Annotated in this window: 14 protein-coding genes; 6 read left to right on the top strand and 8 right to left on the bottom strand. The window is 60.1% G+C overall.

What is annotated here, in order from left to right; genetic code table 11:
* Positions 1-6 precede the first annotated feature (6 nt).
* The 4 genes from accC to AC1DF8_RS29685 all read right to left on the bottom strand — a co-directional run bounded on the left by accC (position 7) and on the right by AC1DF8_RS29685 (position 3,306).
* Positions 7-1,359: an acetyl-CoA carboxylase biotin carboxylase subunit gene (gene accC, locus AC1DF8_RS29700; RefSeq protein WP_112545736.1), complete on the bottom strand. Its 1,353-nt coding sequence runs from the start codon at positions 1,357-1,359 to the stop codon at positions 7-9.
* A 10-nt stretch (positions 1,360-1,369) separates the two neighbouring features.
* Positions 1,370-1,846 carry an acetyl-CoA carboxylase biotin carboxyl carrier protein gene (gene accB / locus AC1DF8_RS29695; RefSeq protein ID WP_112545735.1) on the bottom strand — a complete coding sequence of 159 codons (477 nt, stop codon included), beginning with the start codon at positions 1,844-1,846 and terminating at the stop codon, positions 1,370-1,372.
* Between the two features lie 21 nt (positions 1,847-1,867).
* Positions 1,868-2,305 (bottom strand): type II 3-dehydroquinate dehydratase, encoded by a 438-nt coding sequence (gene aroQ, locus AC1DF8_RS29690; RefSeq protein ID WP_113013595.1) that lies wholly within the window; start codon positions 2,303-2,305, stop codon positions 1,868-1,870.
* A 242-nt stretch (positions 2,306-2,547) separates the two neighbouring features.
* A complete protein-coding gene (locus AC1DF8_RS29685) occupies positions 2,548-3,306 on the bottom strand; it encodes a DsbA family protein (protein ID WP_112545733.1) in 759 nt (252 codons plus the stop codon).
* 206 nt (positions 3,307-3,512) lie between these two features.
* Here AC1DF8_RS29685 and AC1DF8_RS29680 point away from each other — a divergent pair, with 206 nt between their 5' ends.
* A complete protein-coding gene (locus tag AC1DF8_RS29680) occupies positions 3,513-4,670 on the top strand; it encodes a pyridoxal phosphate-dependent aminotransferase (RefSeq protein WP_478156125.1) in 1,158 nt (385 codons plus the stop codon).
* Between the two features lie 6 nt (positions 4,671-4,676).
* Here the strand turns inward: AC1DF8_RS29680 and AC1DF8_RS29675 are convergent, their stop codons facing one another.
* Both AC1DF8_RS29675 and AC1DF8_RS29670 read right to left on the bottom strand, forming a co-directional pair.
* On the bottom strand, positions 4,677-5,468 hold the full coding sequence (locus tag AC1DF8_RS29675; RefSeq protein ID WP_478156123.1) for an aldolase: 792 nt from the start codon (positions 5,466-5,468) through the stop codon (positions 4,677-4,679).
* A 22-nt stretch (positions 5,469-5,490) separates the two neighbouring features.
* The gene (locus AC1DF8_RS29670; RefSeq protein WP_478156121.1) at positions 5,491-6,192 is read right to left on the bottom strand and encodes a haloacid dehalogenase type II; all 702 of its coding nucleotides are present in this window, start codon (positions 6,190-6,192) and stop codon (positions 5,491-5,493) included.
* 87 nt (positions 6,193-6,279) lie between these two features.
* On the opposite strand from AC1DF8_RS29670, the gene AC1DF8_RS29665 reads away from it, so the two are divergent.
* Positions 6,280-7,131, top strand: coding sequence for a LysR substrate-binding domain-containing protein (locus AC1DF8_RS29665; RefSeq protein WP_113147975.1), 852 nt, complete (start codon positions 6,280-6,282; stop codon positions 7,129-7,131).
* Here the strand turns inward: AC1DF8_RS29665 and AC1DF8_RS29660 are convergent.
* A complete protein-coding gene (locus AC1DF8_RS29660; protein ID WP_478156119.1) occupies positions 7,128-8,471 on the bottom strand; it encodes a DUF2778 domain-containing protein in 1,344 nt (447 codons plus the stop codon). The two genes, AC1DF8_RS29665 and AC1DF8_RS29660, sit on opposite strands and share 4 nt — an antisense overlap.
* A 291-nt stretch (positions 8,472-8,762) precedes the next feature.
* Positions 8,763-10,592 carry a class I poly(R)-hydroxyalkanoic acid synthase gene (gene phaC, locus AC1DF8_RS29655; protein WP_478156117.1) on the bottom strand — a complete coding sequence of 610 codons (1,830 nt, stop codon included), beginning with the start codon at positions 10,590-10,592 and terminating at the stop codon, positions 8,763-8,765.
* Between the two features lie 148 nt (positions 10,593-10,740).
* Here phaC and AC1DF8_RS29650 point away from each other — a divergent pair, with 148 nt between their 5' ends.
* The 4 genes from AC1DF8_RS29650 to recJ all read left to right on the top strand — a co-directional run bounded on the left by AC1DF8_RS29650 (position 10,741) and on the right by recJ (position 16,232).
* Complete coding sequence (locus AC1DF8_RS29650) at positions 10,741-11,163, top strand: hypothetical protein (RefSeq protein WP_112545727.1); 423 nt, start codon at positions 10,741-10,743, stop codon at positions 11,161-11,163.
* A gap of 224 nt (positions 11,164-11,387) precedes the next feature.
* The gene (locus tag AC1DF8_RS29645) at positions 11,388-12,605 is read left to right on the top strand and encodes an LL-diaminopimelate aminotransferase (RefSeq protein ID WP_112545726.1); all 1,218 of its coding nucleotides are present in this window, start codon (positions 11,388-11,390) and stop codon (positions 12,603-12,605) included.
* 65 nt (positions 12,606-12,670) lie between these two features.
* The gene (locus AC1DF8_RS29640; protein WP_112545725.1) at positions 12,671-13,996 is read left to right on the top strand and encodes a homoserine dehydrogenase; all 1,326 of its coding nucleotides are present in this window, start codon (positions 12,671-12,673) and stop codon (positions 13,994-13,996) included.
* A 433-nt stretch (positions 13,997-14,429) separates the two neighbouring features.
* A complete protein-coding gene (gene recJ / locus AC1DF8_RS29635; protein ID WP_478156114.1) occupies positions 14,430-16,232 on the top strand; it encodes a single-stranded-DNA-specific exonuclease RecJ in 1,803 nt (600 codons plus the stop codon).
* The last annotated feature ends 3 nt before the right edge of the window (positions 16,233-16,235 follow it).

The following is a 16,235-nucleotide window of genomic DNA, read 5'->3' as shown; positions in this document are numbered from 1 at the left end:
TCTGTCCTATGCTGCCGGCTTGCTGTTGGCGAGATACTTTTCCAGCCAATGGATATCATAGTCGCCATTGGCGATATCCTGGTTGGAAACGAGATCCTGGAACAGTGGCAGCGTTGTCTTGATGCCGTCAACGACAAATTCATCGAGCGCACGGCGCAGGCGCATCATGCATTCGACACGCGTACGGCCATGGACAATCAGCTTGCCGATCAGGCTGTCGTAATAGGGGGGGATCTTGTAGCCCTGATAGGCGCCGGAATCGATGCGCACGCCAAGACCACCCGGTGCATGGAAATGCGTGATCGTGCCGGGTGAGGGCACGAAGGTGCGCGCGTCCTCCGCATTGATGCGGCATTCGATGGCATGACCCTGGAAATGCACCTCGTCCTGCGTGACCGACAGACCGCCGCCGGAGGCGACGCGGATCTGCTCATGCACGAGGTCGATGCCGGTGATGGCTTCGGTGACCGGATGCTCCACCTGCAGGCGGGTGTTCATTTCAATGAAATAGAACTCGCCATTTTCGTAGAGGAACTCGATCGTGCCGGCGCCACGGTATTTCAGCTTCTTCATCGCGTCGGCGCAGACCTGGCCGATCTTCATGCGCTGTTCGACGTTGAGCGCCGGAGAGTTGGCTTCTTCCCAGACCTTCTGGTGGCGACGCTGCAGCGAGCAGTCGCGTTCGCCGAGATGGACCGCATTGCCCTCGCCATCGCCGAATACCTGGATTTCGATATGGCGCGGCTTTTCGAGGTATTTTTCCATGTAGACGGCGTCGTTGCCGAAGGCTGCGGCTGCCTCGGTGCGGGCCGTCGACCAGGCCTCGATCAGATCGGCTTCGGTCTTGGCAACCTTCATGCCGCGTCCGCCACCGCCGGCCGTTGCCTTGATCAGCACCGGATAGCCGATATAGGCAGCCGTCTTCAGCGCATCCTCTTCGGTCTTCACCTCGCCGTCGGAACCGGGAACGACGGGAATGCCGAGTTCCTGCGCCGTCGTCTTGGCGGTGATCTTGTCGCCCATGATGCGGATATGCTCCGCCGTCGGGCCGATGAAGGTGATGCCGTGGGCTTCGAGGATATCGGCGAATTTGGCGTTTTCCGACAGGAAGCCATAGCCTGGATGCACGGCGTCAGCGCCAGTGATCTCGCAGGCCGCGACGATCTGGTGGATATTGAGATAGCTCTCACGCGACGGCGGCGGGCCGATGCACACACTCTCGTCAGCGAGGCGAACATGCATCGCGTCGGCGTCTGCCGTCGAATGCACGGCAACGCTCGCAATGCCGAGTTCCTTGCAGGCGCGCAGCACGCGAAGGGCGATCTCGCCGCGATTGGCTATGAGGATCTTCGAGATCATTGGCAAAGCCTTATTCGATGACGACGAGTGGCTGGCCGTATTCGACGGGCGAACCGTCTTCGACGAGGATCTCCGTGACCTTGCCGGACTTGGGCGAAGGGATCTGGTTCATCGTCTTCATCGCTTCGATGATGAGCAGCGTCTGGCCTTCCTTGACGGTGGCGCCGAGTTCGATGAACGCGCGCGCGCCCGGGGCCGGAGCCATGTAGACCGTGCCGACCATCGGCGCGTTGACGGTATTGGCCGGGTTACGTCCGACTGCCGCCGGAGCCGCAACTGCGGCAGCCGCGACCGGGGCTGCTGCAGCTGGCGCCGCATAGGCGGGAGCGCCGATCGGCGCCTGGATATACTGGGGCGTGCCTGCGCGCGAAACGCGGATACGCAGATCTTCCTGCTCGACTTCGATCTCGGTCAGATCCGTGTCCTTGAGGATGTTTGCGAGATCGCGGATCAGCGCCTGATCGATACCGGATTTCTTTTCAGCCATGAGTGTAGCCCTGTCTTCTTCTTATGCCGTGATGTTCTTCAGCGCGTGCAGCGCCAGGATGTAGCTGTGAGGCCCGAAGCCGCAGATCACGCCCTTGCATGCAGGCGCGATCATCGACTTGTGGCGGAATTCTTCCCGTGCATGCACGTTGGATATGTGGAGCTCGATGACGGGAATGGAAATGGCACGGATCGCATCGTGCAGCGCGACCGACGTATGCGTATAGGCGCCTGCATTGATGGCGACGCCGGCGGCCTTTTCATCCGCCTCGTGGAACCAGTCCACCAGCGTGCCTTCGTGATTGCTTTGACGGAAGTCGATGTCGAACCCGAGTTCGCGGCCCGCAGCCTTGCAGTCCGCCTCGATGTCCTTGAGCGTCTTGCCACCATAGATGCCAGGTTCTCGCTTGCCCAGCATATTCAGGTTGGGCCCGTTCAGGACAAAAATCGTTTTCGTCATCGAATGTTCCGTTTGGCGCACCGGCTCTGGACCTCGGTGGATCAAGCAACCGTACGCGGTTCAGTGTATTCCTCGCGTCCGATGCCAGCCTCTCGGTGACAAAGGCACGGGAATGCGCGAGCGCCACCTATAGACTCCACGCGGACTTATTGAAAGCCCTTACGGAATCGGCAGGGGGCGCCGCGCCATGTTTGTCCACATGGCTGAAGCGCTTCGATTTAGGCGATTTGATGGGCGGTGCGTCAGCAGCTCGTCTTGCCGCAGGCCCGCATGTTCTTCACCTTGGCCTCAAGATCGTCGATGCCGACGGCGCCGGGCACCATTTCATTGCCGATCACATAGGACGGCGTACCGCTGATGCCGAGATTGGCGGCGAGCTGATAGGTCGCCTGCACGATATCGTCGTTCGGGCTTTTTTTCATCTCCGCGCGGATCTTGTCTTCGCTGACACCAAGGGAAGAGGCGACCTGGATTGCAGTGTCCTCGGAGGCGCGGCCGTCACTGCCGAGCAGAGCGACGTGGAAATCGCTGTACTTTTCCGGCGCAATCCGGCGGAAGGCATCTGCAACGCGGTGCGCGGCAACCGAATCCGGCCCCAGAATCGGGAATTCCTTCAGCACGAAACGGACGTTCTTGTCCTTCTTCAGAAGCGCCTGCATGTCGGGCAGGGCGTGGCGGCAATAGGTACAGTTGTAGTCGAAGAACTCGACGACGGTGACATCGCCCTTCGGGTTGCCGAGTGTCACGTCATTCTTGGAATCGAAGATGCCGTCGGTATTGTTCTCGATGGCCATGGTGGCCTTCACCTGCTGAGCCATCTGCTGTTTCTTCTGCAGCGCATCCTGCACGTCGAGCATGATCTCAGGATTTTCGATCAGATACTGCTTGATGAATTCGCCGAGTTCCTTCTTCTGCTGGTCGTCGAATGCAAATGCCTGAGCCGGAAGGGCGATGGAGGCTGCAAGCGCCAGTGCGGTGAGCGTTTTGGAGAAGAAGGCCATGGTATCCTCGTCGTCGGCTGATGGGTTTTCGGAGCGAAAATACCATTGCCGGGTTAATGGGCTTGGATGCGTCCGCATCAAATTACGGCGCGTCGGGCCGCCATCAAACAGGAATTTTCCTCCGATCCAAGCCCTCGCGGGATTGTGATGAGCCGATTATTGCGGCAATTGTCTGGCCGTCATCTGAAGCCAGGCAGGAAGTGATCGTGTTTTCCATCTCGAAACGCAGCGAAGTCGAACCGTTCCATGCAATGGATGTTCTGGCCGAAGCGACGAAACGACGTGCGAGCGGCCACCCCGTCATTTCCATGGCCGTCGGTCAGCCCTCCCATCCGGCACCCAAGGCCGCACTCGATGCTTCCCGCGCGGCACTGGCCGAAGGGCGCATTGGCTATACGGATGCGCTTGGCACGGCGCGGTTGAAGCAGGCGCTCGCCTCGCATTATCGCAATCGCCATGGCCTGGAGATCGATCCCGCTCGCATCGCCGTCACGACCGGCTCATCGGCCGCCTTCAATCTCGCCTTCCTGTCGCTCTTTGATGCCGGCGACGCGGTCGCAATCGCCCGGCCAGGCTACCCGGCCTACCGCAACATCCTCGGCGCTCTCGGCCTCGACGTTGTCGAAGTGCCGGTCACGGCGGACACGCATTTCACGCTGACGCCCGAAAGCCTCGAAGCGATCCAGCTGGAAAAGGGCGTGAAACTGAAGGGCGTGCTGTTGGCAAGTCCTGCTAATCCAACCGGCACTGTGACCGGCCGCGAAGGCCTGAAGGCGCTTGCCGCCTATTGCGATGCCAATGACATTGCCTTCATCTCCGACGAAATCTATCACGGCCTGACCTTTGCAGGAGAAGAGACGAGCGCGCTGGAACTGACGGACGAGGCAATCGTCATCAATTCCTTCTCCAAATATTATTGCATGACCGGCTGGCGTATTGGTTGGATGGTGCTGCCCGAGCGGCTGGTGCGCCCGATCGAACGCGTCGCCCAGAGCCTCTATATCTCGCCGCCGGAACTTTCCCAGATCGCTGCTGCGGCTGCCCTCGACGCCAACGAAGAATTGGATCGCGTCAAGGCAAACTACGCGGCAAACCGCGAACTGCTGCTCGACCGGCTGCCGAAGATCGGCTTAGCGCCGGCTTCCCCGATGGACGGCGCTTTCTACGCCTATGTCGATGTCTCGCGCTTCACCAATGACAGTATGGATTTCGCCCGTCGCATGCTGGCCGAGATCAATGTCGCTGCCACGCCCGGCCTCGATTTCGACCCGGTCGAAGGACCGCGCACGCTGCGCATGTCCTATGCCGGCTCGCAGGCTGAAATCGCCGAGGCGATAGAACGCATCGGCGCCTGGCTGAAGTAACGGCGCTCAGTTCCGGTATTCCGGCGCTTGCCGGTCGAGAACGCGCCTGACGCTTTCGAGATGCAGCCGTGCACTTTCCGGATCGCCTTCGCGCATCTGTCGGGCAGCCTGCTCGGCGATGTCTGTCGAAACCGGGATGAGCCGCCGACCGGTGCTCATCGCCTTGAGCTGAACCTCGGCTGCCCGCTCCAGATAATAGAGATCGTCCCAGGCTTCGGCGATATTGGGCGCGCAGACCATCACGCCATGGTTCTTCATGAATAGAATGTCCTTGTCGCCGAGCACGGCGGCAATCCTCTCACCCTCGCGTTCGTCCAGGGCCAGCCCGTTATAATTCTCGTCGACGGCAACGCGGCCGTAAAATTTCAGTGCCGTCTGACCGGCCCAGACGAAAGGATCGCCCTCGACCATGCTGAGTGCGGTTGCATTCGGCATATGCGTGTGGAAGGCGGCTCCGACGCGCGGCGACATCCTGTGCAGCCGGGCATGGATGAAAAAGGCGGTTGCCTCGGGCACGCCATCGCCGACAACGACGTTGCCTTCGAAATCGCAGATCAGCAGTGACGAGGCGGTCGCTTCCTGAAAGGCCCAGCCGAGCCTGTTGACGAGGAAAAGATCGGGATGACCGGGTACGACGGCCGAGAAATGGTTGCAAATGCCTTCCTCGAGCCCAAGCCGAGCCGCCATTCTGAGGCACGCCGCCAGATCAACGCGCGCCTGCCAGATCTCGTCAGTATCGAGCGGCAGGTTGCGCAATATTGCCGGCTGCCCTTTCGCGAGGTTCAATTCATGAGCCATGTCTCGTCTCCAGTCGCGTCAATTACATCCAGCCCTTCGCTGCAAAGATGGCAGGCACCTTGTCGAGCGTCGGCACGATCTCGCTGGGGCGGTAGTCGCTGAGGGGTTTGCGCCCGGTGCCGCGATCCACCCAGATTGCACGAAAACCGAGTTCGCGCGCCGCGACAAGGTCAAGATGCGGGCTTGCGCAGATATGCACGAGATCATTCATATCGATGCCGAGCGTTTTCCATGCATGCCGGAAGATTTGCGGCGACGGCTTGTAGGCTTCCGCCTGCTCGGCAGTGATCACCCGGTCGATGAAACCGCCAAGCTGCGCGACATTGCCGGCGATGATCGCGTCGTCGGTATTGGAGATAATGGCAAGCCTGAAGCCGGCAGCTTTCAGCTTGCCGAGCGTCGCAACGACTTCGGGGAAAGGCGGCATCCGGCCGATCGACGAAGTCAGCAGGTCGGCATCGGCGCCATCGAAGGGCAGGCCGAATTCCTTCATCGCCAGTTCGAGCGCGAGCGCGGTGACCTGTTTGAAGGATCGGTGCGGCCTTTGCTCTTCGAGTTCATGTTCGTAACGGTCATAGACGGCGATAAAGGCTGGCTGGTCGATATTGCCGCCCTTTGCCGACAGGATTTCATTCATGGCGGCAAGCAGGCCTTCATCCCATTGAATCAGCGTGCCGTAGCAATCGAAGGTTAGCCAGCTCGGCCGGTTTCCGGGAAGTGTCATCGGGGGTCTCCGTGCTTTTCCTCATATTGACAAGAAAGCAGCTCATTGAGAAATTAAATGTCCTAATAAACGGCAGTGGAAAATCGAATGAGCTTCCCCTTCGATCTCGATCTTCTCCGAACTTTTGCGGCTGTCGTCGACGCCGGTGGCTTCACACGGGCGGCCGAGCGCATTCATCTCACTCAGTCCACCGTCAGCCAGCAGGTCCGGAAGCTGGAGGCCAATATCGGCCACACCCTTCTTCTGCGCGACAAGTCGACGGGTGGAATTCAGACGACCGAAGAAGGGGAGCTTCTCTTGAGTTATGCTCGACGCCTGCTGGCGACAGCCGAAGAGGCGATGGAGCTTATGCGCAAGCCCGCCGCACCCAAGACCGTCAGGCTCGGCGTTCCCGAAGATTTTGCCGGCCGCAGGCTCATCGATCTCCTCTCGGGCTTTTCAGCGGCTTCTCCGCATATAAGGCTCGATACGGTGAGCGGCTGGAGCGTCGAGCTTCGCCGTCTTCTGGAAGCAGGTGAAATCGATCTTGCGCTCATCAAGCGTGAACCGGGCGATGGTAGCGCCCTGGCAAGCTGGACGGAGGAATTGGTCTGGGTTGAAAGCATGCATCGGCCGGTGCGGGACGAGACGGTACCGCTTGCCGTCTTTCCCGTCGGCTGCATCTACCGCGAAAGAGCAATCCGTTTCATCGAGCGCAGCGGGCGGCGCTGGCGTATCGCCTATACGAGCCAGGGGTTGATGGGTGTGCAGGCTGCTGTGGCTTCCGGCCTCGGCATCAGCCTGCTGCCGTCGGATGCAGTCCTGCCGGAGCATCGTGAGCTTGGAGCCGCGGATGGCTTCGATCCGCAGCCGGCGTCCGAACTCGCCCTGGTCAAAGGACGGCTCCGTCTGTCTGCGGAGAGCCGTTCCCTGGCGGATTTCCTCGCGGCTAAGCTTTAGGTCCGCGAAGAGAAGAGCGACGCGAGTGTCGAAGCCGGCTTGTTGTTCATCCGTGGCACGACGACGAGCTGCCGGATGTCACCGCGCCTGTAGGCGGCCAGGAAGCGCTTGTAATCCTTGAAGGAAACGCAGCCGTTGGAATCGCCGTTCTTGCCGAGCATGTAGGTGTGGGCCAGAAGGCCGACGCGGTTGAAGATTGCGTCCGAACCCTGCACCGGCGTCAGGCGAATGGCGGCCACGCCATGGAACAGGGATTCGCGCATCGTCAGATTATAGGTATGTGGCGGCGTCGGTCCGCGCATTTTCTGATTAGTGTAGCGCGGGTTGTCGCGCATCTTGCCCAGACCGGAATGGGCCTCCAGCCGCTCGCCGTTCGGAAGGTAGACAGTCGCGTTTTCGATGTCGTAGATCGCGACACCGGCACGCACGCGCGGCGTAAAGACCGGCTTGTCATAGCGCGGCACCGCATCGTCATCGTCATCTTCGATTGGTGAGTTCGGCTTGGCATAGGCAAGCACGGGCTCGGCAGAGCGCTGAGAGCCCTTGGAAGCAGGAGCCGGCTTGCCGACAAGACCGTCGGGCCGCGCCATCGGCAGCGGGACAGAATCCTCATCGGGGGCAAGAACCAGATCGAAAGGCGGTGCACCGTCCGCTTCGGCAACTTCGATTTCCGCCGGCTTGTCGGCGGCAGGAGCAACTGCGCGGCTAAGCTGCTGCGGATCAACCGGAACAGGCATGACACGCGGACCCGCATCGGCAAGGGCGACCATGGCGGGCATTTCGGCCGCAGCCACGGCTTCCTTCGACGGAATGATGATCCGGTCGGCATCACCTTCGCCAGCCGCCAATGAAGCGGTTTCCACGGTCGCATCGGGCGTCTTGATTGTATCGTCCTTGCTGAAGCGCGAATTGCCGGAGGCGGCTACCGGCTGAAGTTCCGCGACGGCAACGGCAACGCCATTGGTTTTGGCCAGCGCCAGCTTTGCATTCGAGGCAGCCGATGTGCTTTGCGCATGCGACTGGATCAACTGCGCCGTCAGAGGCACTACCGGCTTTGCGTCGAATGCCGCAAGCCGTGAAGCCTTGTTCACATGGATGAGACGCTCATGCGTGACGGCAACCCGTGTCGCCCTTAACGCGGCGGCAACCGGGGAAATCTCCTTTTGTGTGGAGAACGGCATCGACACCGATTGCATCGTCGCGACAGTGCCGATAAGCCACGTGGAGGTCAAAAATCCGGCGATTGCGATGCCGGTTAGAAAACCGCGAGATCTGCCTGAACGAACAGGGGATCCGCTAAAAGGGGCGACGTTATTGAACGTCCCTACCGCAAACGCCATACTCTACTCGTCTTCCAAAACGCGCTACGCAGGCCGGCAGCACTGGCTTACTGATTTTTGCCGGAGCCGCTAACTGCCCAAAAAGGCCGAATTTGGGCCTGTTCGCGACATGCGACCGTTTCTTAAGGATGACGAACTATGGTTTCCAATTGGTTTACAGGCGAAGCTCTCTGCTTCGATTGTCGCGAAAACAGACGCAATATTTTAGAAAAAGCTATTTTTCAAAGACTTGCCGCAGCCCGCCTGCCGTAGCCCGATGAAGGCAAGCCGGCGCCGGGAATTTTTTCGCGTTCAGCTGCGCGCCATCACATAGCTTCCGGGAGCTTCCTCGATCGCATTGAGCGCTGCTCCTCCGACCTTGCGGGCAGCCACATGCTCGCCGGCTTGCGATTCGATCCATCCGTGCCAGTGCGGCCACCAGGAGCCTGCCGTCTCCTTCGCCTTGGTGAGCCATGCGTCATAATCGCCTTTGGCCGGGCCGCCGGTCCAGAACTGATACTTGTGCTTGTCTGGCGGGTTGACGACGCCGGCAATATGACCGGAGCCTGCGACGACGAACTGCACCTTGCCGCCGAAGTACTGGCTGCCGACGAAGACAGACTTTGCCGGCGCGATGTGATCCTCGCGCGTCGCAAGATTATAGATCGGGATCTTGACGTCCTTCAGCGATAAGGTCTTGCCGTCAAGGATCATCTCGTCCTTGGTCAGCGCATTCCGCAAATAGCAGTTGCGCAGGTAGAAGGCATGGTTCGCCGCCGCCATGCGAGTCGAATCGGCATTCCAGAACAAGAGGTCGAAGGGGAGGGGCTCCTGGCCCTTCAGGTAGTTGTTGACGAAATAGGGCCAGATGAGCTCGCCTGCCCTGAGCATGTTGAAGGCGGTCGACATGCGCGAACCATCGAGATAGCCGAGCTCCTGCATGTGCGTTTCCAGCGCCTGAAGTTGCTCCTCGTCGACGAAAACCTTCAGGTCGCCGGCATGGGTGAAATCGACCTGGGTGGTGAAGAGCGTTGCGCTCTTGATGCGCTTGTTCGTCTCCCTGGCGTGCAGGGCGAGGGTTGCGGCAAGGAGCGTGCCCCCGACGCAATAGCCGATGGCGTTGACCTCCTTTTCGCCGGTCGCCTTTTCGATCGTTTCCAGCGCGAAATCGACCCCCTCCCGGGCATAAGCGGTCCAATCCTTCAGTGCATGGCGACTATCCGGATTGACCCAGGAGATCACGAAAACCGTATGTCCCTGGTCCACGCACCATTTGATGAAGGATTTCTGCGGGTTGAGGTCGAGAATATAGAACTTGTTGATCCATGGCGGGCAAATCAGCAGCGGCCGCTTCAGCACGGTCTCCGTCGATGGCTCGTACTGGATGATCTGGCAAATCTCGTTCTGGGCGATCACCTTGCCCGGCGTCAGCGCCATATCGCGGCCGACGGCAAATTTGGTCATGTCGGTCTGGCGCAGCCGCAGTTCGCCGCGACCGGCGATAATATCCTCGGTCAGCATCTTCATGCCGCGGACGAGGTTTTCACCGCTGGTTGCGATCGTCTCACGGTAGACCTGGGGATTGGTGACCACGAAATTTGTGGGCGAGAGCGCCGCCGTAATCTGCTTCACGTAGAAGCCGGCCTTGTGCTTGGTGTGCTCGTCGAGCCCCTCGGTCTCGGCAACCAGCTTTTCGGCCCAGTCGGCAGTGACGAAATAGACCTGTTTCAAGAATTCGAAGAAGGGGTTCTTCTGCCAGTCCTCGTCGGCGAAGCGTTTGTCTTTGCGCTCGACCTCCTGTTCGACCGTCTCGCCCTGCATGCGCTGCATCGAGCGCATCCAGATGCCGAAGAAGGAGGTCATCAGCTGTGTCTGCGCCTCGAAAGTGCGGCGTGGATCGGCGATCCAGTATTCCGTCACCCTGGAGAGCGTTTTCACCATATCGGTGACGGGTTCGACGGCCGTGTCAGAGATTTCGCCGCGCTCGCGTGGGCCGAGCCATGCCGAAGCTGCCTTGCCGAGGTTTTCGAGCGCACGGGCGAAATTGAGCGCCATGGCCTCGGGATCCTTCAGCATATAGGGATCGAGATCCTTGGCGTCGAAATCCAGCTTGGCACCATTCTCCCGCTTGCTGTCGGTCACGCACTTCCTCCGGCGGCAGCATCCATTGTTTGTCCGTTGTACATCTGCTGCGTTGAAGAAAACAAGTTCCGCCCGCCCGCTCTCATGCTATTGCTTTGTCGCTGCGACGAATTTAACAGTCGAAGCAGGCAGGATTGGATCATCAGGCATGACGACGACAGGCATTGGGCATTTCGTGACCTTCACCCGCACCGCAGCAATCTGCGCCGCGGCCGCGGCCATGGCCTTTGCGCTTGCCGGATGCAACAAGACCGCCGAGGAGAAAAAGGCCTTCGCCCAGCGCATGGCGGCACCGACTGCAGTCGTGATGCCCGCTTCCAAGGGCGAACCCGTTGAAGGTGGCCTGACCAAGAGCCCCGACGGCTACCCGTCGTTCGGTGCGCCGCTGACGGCCGCCAACGTTCAGATGAACGACGAACAGGCGGCCGAGTTGCAGCATCAGCTGAGCGCCCTTGGTGCCAAGCGCCAGGCAGGCACAATCTCGGAGGCGGAGTATCAGCGCCGCGTTGCCGAGATGCGGAAGCTGGCCGCCGACCACGGGGCCGAAACGCTCTCCGAAATCACCAAATAAGCCTTGCCTTTCAGGCGATTTGGACGCAAAGCCTTCCGGATGGATCGGAAGACACAATTTTCCCGATAATGCGCTTCGTGCGCGGCTTCTCCGTCAAAGAATTGCCGCGCAGTTAAGTTGAAGAGGAATACGGCGCTGCGAGTCTGAAGCTCGTATCGCAGCTGCCGGGAGACGGAACGAGCTTCGACAGCGGTCACGTTGGCCGCATTTCCATGGGGAAAGAGATGGAAGAGTTTCACAAAGTCCGGCGTTTGCCGCCTTACGTTTTCGAACAGGTCAACCGTTTGAAAGCGAGCGCGCGAGCGGGCGGGGCCGATATCATCGATCTCGGCATGGGAAACCCCGACCTTCCGACACCCCAGGCGATCGTCGACAAGCTCTGCGAAGTCGTCCAGGACCCGCGCACCCACCGTTATTCGTCCTCCAAGGGCATTCCCGGTCTGCGCCGCGCCCAGGCTGCCTACTATGCGCGCCGATTCGGCGTGAAGCTGAATCCCGACACGCAGGTGGTCGCGACCCTCGGCTCCAAGGAAGGCTTTGCCAACATGGCGCAGGCGATCACCGCGCCGGGTGACGTCATCCTCTGCCCGAACCCGACCTATCCAATCCATGCTTTCGGCTTCCTGATGGCCGGCGGCGTGATCCGTTCCATGTCGGTCGAGCCGGACGAAAGCTTCTTTCCGCCGCTCGAGCGCGCCGTGCGCCATTCGATCCCGAAGCCGCTGGCGCTGATCCTGAACTATCCGTCGAACCCGACGGCTCTCGTGGCGACCCTCGACTTCTACAAGGACGTCATTGCCTTCGCAAAGAAGCACGACATCATCGTGCTGTCGGATCTTGCCTATTCGGAAATCTATTTCGATGGCGAGCCTCCACCGTCGGTCCTGCAGGTTCCGGGAGCAATGGATGTGACCGTCGAGTTCACCTCCATGTCCAAGACCTTCTCCATGCCCGGCTGGCGCATGGGCTTTGCGGTCGGTAACGAGCGACTGATTGCAGCGCTGACGCGTGTGAAGTCCTACCTCGATTATGGCGCCTTCACGCCGATCCAGGTTGCCGCAACCCATGCCCTGAACGGCGATGGCTCCGACATTGCCGAAGTCCGCAATGTCTACAAGCGCCGCCGCGACGTCATGGTCGAAAGCTTTGGCAAGGCCGGCTTCGACGTGCCGCCGCCAGCAGCCACCATGTTTGCCTGGGCGAAGATTCCGGAAAAGTTCCGTCATCTCGGATCGCTGGAGTTTTCCAAGCTTCTGGTCGAGAAGGCTGACGTTGCCGTTGCCCCGGGCATCGGCTTCGGCGAGCAGGGTGATGATTACGTTCGTCTGGCACTCGTCGAGAACGAACACCGCATCCGCCAGGCTGCACGCAACATCAAGAAGTTCATGTCGACGGCAGACGAGACGATGCACAACGTCATCTCGCTCAACGCCCACCGTTAATTCCAACCTAGAAAGACAGCCGCATATTTGCGGCTGTCTCTCACCAGACATTTCAGGATCGATCCATGGCAGACGCCCTCAAAATCGGCATTGCGGGCTTGGGTACCGTTGGTGCCTCGCTTGTTCGCATCATCAAGCAGAAGAGCAATGAACTTGCAGTTACCTGCGGCCGCCCGATTACGATTACGGCAGTTTCGGCTCGTGACCGTTCGAAGGACCGTGGGATCGATCTGACCGGCATCACCTGGTTCGACCGTCCTGAAGATCTTGCCGAGAAGGCCGATATCGACGTTTTCGTTGAACTGATCGGCGGCGCTGAAGGCGCGGCCAACGTCGCTGTTCGCGCCGCTCTCTCCCGTGGTCTCCATGTGGTGACTGCCAACAAGGCGCTGCTTGCCTATCACGGCGTCGAGCTTGCAACGATTGCCGAGGAAAAGGGCTCGCTCCTCAATTTCGAAGCAGCCGTTGCGGGTGGCATCCCGGTTATCAAGGCGCTGCGTGAATCGCTGACGGGCAACACGATCTCGCGCGTCTATGGCATCATGAACGGCACCTGCAACTACATCCTCACCAAGATGGAGAAGGAAGGCCTGTCCTTTGCCGATTGCCTGAAGGAAGCCCAGCGCCTCGGTTATGCCGAAGCCGATCCGGCCTTCGACATCGAAGGCAACGACACCGCCCATAAGCTCTCGATCCTGACCACGCTCGCCTTCGGCAACAGGATCGCGGCCGATGATATTTATCTCGAAGGCATCACCAATATCTCGATCGAGGATATCCGTGCCGCCGCCGACCTCGGCTACCGCATCAAGCTGCTCGGCGTCGCTCAGCGTACGGAGACCGGCATCGAACAGCGCGTGCATCCGACCATGGTGCCCGTCGATTCCGTCATCGCTCAGGTCGATGGTGTCACAAACGCCGTCGCGATCGAATCCGATATCCTCGGTGAGCTGCTGATGGTCGGCCCGGGTGCCGGCGGCAATGCCACGGCGTCCTCGGTGCTTGGCGATATCGCCGACATCGCCAAGAGCCAGCCGGGCGCACAGCGCGTTCCCGTTCTCGGCCATCCCGCCAAGTCGCTTGAGACTTACCGCAAGGCGCAGATCCAGAGCCATGAGGGCGGCTATTTCATCCGGCTGACCGTTCTCGACCGCACCGGCGTTTTTGCCAGCGTCGCCACGCGCATGGCGGAAAACCAGATTTCTTTGGAATCGATCGTCCAGCGTTCCAAGCAGCATCTGGCGCCCTCGCACCACCAGACGATCATCCTCGTCACCCACGCGACGATGGAAGACTCAGTGCGCAAGGCAGTTGCTGCGATCAAGGAAGAGGGCTACCTCGTCGGGGAGCCGCAGGTGATCCGCATCGAGCGTCCTAAGGAAGAATCCTGACATTTATTCCAGATTGGAGCAGATCAGCCCGTCCGGGATCACTCGGACGGGTTTTCTGTTATTAATCAAAGTACTTCACAAAAATTTATATTAACAGATATGCGGATATAGATATAATCATCCCGGGAGCCGTTGGAGTCGCGGGTGAGGAAGATCAAGCAGACGCATGACATACGCATCGAGCCCGAGAGCCCTCGGGCGGGTTCACCGAAATTTGATCCGACAGCGCTTGGAGCCGCCCTTGAATGCGGGCCGCCTCAGGGACGAAATTGGGCCACGCTGCTGATTCTGCTGTCGATCGTTTTCGTCCAGCTGTTTGTTATCGGATTGGTTATCTGGACAATTTTCCGGTAATCCACAGGGCCTGAAATCAACCGCTTTGCTATCCGTCCCGCATCTGTAAAAAGGGCAGATGATGAAAGCGGAGTTTGGCATGGCAGATCAGGTCGATCCGGTACCGCGCGCCTTCCTTGGCGTCGAAAAATCGGTTCTCGACAATCGCTGGGTTTCGCGCCTTGATCAGGCCGGGCAGAACCGCGCGCTCGCCATGTCGCAGATGCATGGTTTACCGGATCTGATCGCACGCGTGCTTGCCGGACGCGGTGTGACCGTCGACGAGGCCGTCGAATTTCTGGATCCGACGATCCGCAGCCTCATGCCCGATCCCTACAAGCTGACGGATTGCGAGAGGGCGGCCAAGCGTATTGCGGCTGCGATCCGTGATGGCGAGCCGGTCGCGATCTTCGGCGACTATGATGTCGATGGCGCGGCATCCTCCGCACTCATGTATCGTTTCCTGACCCATTTCGGCGTCAAGGCGCATATCTACATTCCCGATCGCATCTTCGAAGGTTACGGCCCCAATCCAACAGCCATCAATCAGCTGATCGACAATGGCGCGAACCTGATCGTCACGGTCGATTGCGGCTCCACTAGCCATGAGGCGCTGGCTGCTGCCGCGGATCGCAACATCGATGTCGTCGTCATCGATCACCATCAGGTGACACATGAGTTGCCGCCTTGCCATTCCCTCGTCAATCCAAACCGCGAAGACGATCTTTCCGGTCTGGGCCACCTTTGCGCGGCCGGCGTCGTCTTCATGGTGCTTGTCGCAACGCTGCGCCTGCTGCGCGAGGCAGGCGACAAGCGCATCCTCGCGATAGATCTCCTGCAGTGGCTGGATATCGTGGCACTTGCAACCGTCTGCGATGTCGTGCCCCTCAAGGGCCTCAACCGTGCCTATGTGGTTAAGGGACTGGTCGCCGCGCGCCACCAGAGCAATGCCGGCCTCGCGGCGCTATTCCGCAAGGCGGGCCTTGCTGGCCCGGTTACGCCCTATCATTTCGGCTTCCTGATCGGCCCGCGCATCAATGCCGGCGGGCGAATCGGCGATGCAGCGCTTGGAAGCCGTCTGCTGACGCTGGATGATGCCGTAGAGGCCGAAGCTATCGCCCAGCGGCTGGATGAGCTCAACCGCGAGCGTCAGGCCATGGAAGCCATCATGCTGCAGGAGGCCGAAGCCGAATCACTTGCCGAATACGGAGACGGCGAGGGCGCTTCCGTCATCGTTACCGCCCATGAGAAATGGCATCCCGGTATTGTCGGCCTTATTGCCGCGCGCCTGAAGGAAAGGTTCAAGCGACCTGCCTTCGCCATCGCCTTCGATCCATCCGGCAGGGGTACCGGCTCGGGCCGCTCGATTAATGGCTTCGACATGGGCAGGATGGTGCGCGCCGCGGTCGATGAGGGACTGCTCGTCAAGGGCGGCGGTCACGCGATGGCGGCAGGTCTGACTGTCGAGCGCAGCAAGCTCGGTCTCTTGCGCGCCTTCTTCACCGAGAAGGCACAGAAGACGGTCTCGGCCCTTGTCGCCAACGAAACGCTGAAGATCGATGGTGCCATCGCTGCAAGCGGTGCGACCATTGAGCTCATTGATCGTCTGGAAACCGCAGGCCCCTATGGCTCGGGACATTCCCAGCCGGTCTTTGCCGTGCCGGCGCATCGTGTGCGTGATTCCCGTCTGGTCGGCGAACGGCACGTGAAAGTGACATTGGAAGCCATGGATGGCGCGCGCCTTGACGGCATCGCCTTCAGGGCTGCGGAGACTCCGCTCGGCAACCTGCTCCTCAACTCACGCGGCGCTAACCTGCATGTCGCAGGCTCTCTCGGTGCCGAACATTATCAGGGCTCGCGCAGGATCCAGCTGCGCATCAGCGATGGCGCGCCGGCCAAGTGACCG

This window comes from Rhizobium sp. 05N49 (assembly GCF_056396805.1).
This window is presented reverse-complemented; position numbering and strand designations above follow the sequence as displayed.